Genomic DNA, 518 nt, shown 5'->3' on the forward strand with positions numbered 1-518 from the left:
GCCAGCGAGCAGCCGGCCAGGATCAGCGCGGCGGCCAGCGTGGCGATTCGGGGCAACTGCCTTGTGATGTGGGCAATCATTTGATGTTTCCTGGATTGTCTTTTGCGCTGCTGAAAAATTTGCACCGTGGCGTGTTGTCTCCCCTCTCCCATTTATGGGAGAGGGGCGGGGGTGAGGGCAGGAGCCACCACGAAGTGAGCGGCTCGATGCTTGGCATGCGCCGGTCACCCCCGGCCCCTCTCCCGCGAGCGGGAGAGGGGAGCAAACAAGCGCTACTCGGCCGACGCCACCGCCTGATGCTCGACGCGCGCTGCCTTCGTCCGCCGCTCCCCCCGCGTAGCAAACAAACGCAATGCCACATAAAACACCGGCGTCAGGAACAGCCCGAAGAAGGTCACGCCGAGCATGCCCGCGAACACCGCCACGCCCATCGCATGGCGCATCTCCGAGCCGGCACCGCTGGACACCACCAGCGGCACCACGCCCATGATGAACGCGAACGACGTCATCAGGATCGG

The 518-nt window shown here is 64.9% G+C and carries 1 protein-coding gene; it reads right to left on the reverse strand.

What is annotated here, in order from left to right:
• Window positions 1-272: 272 nt before the first annotated feature.
• Window positions 273-518 (reverse strand): efflux RND transporter permease subunit (locus J8I82_RS37935; protein ID WP_209765785.1); only part of this gene is annotated, 246 nt, incomplete at its 5' end.

The sequence above is a fragment of the Cupriavidus consociatus genome, from assembly GCF_017814975.1.
GTDB classification, from domain to species: Bacteria; Pseudomonadota; Gammaproteobacteria; order Burkholderiales; family Burkholderiaceae; genus Cupriavidus; species Cupriavidus consociatus.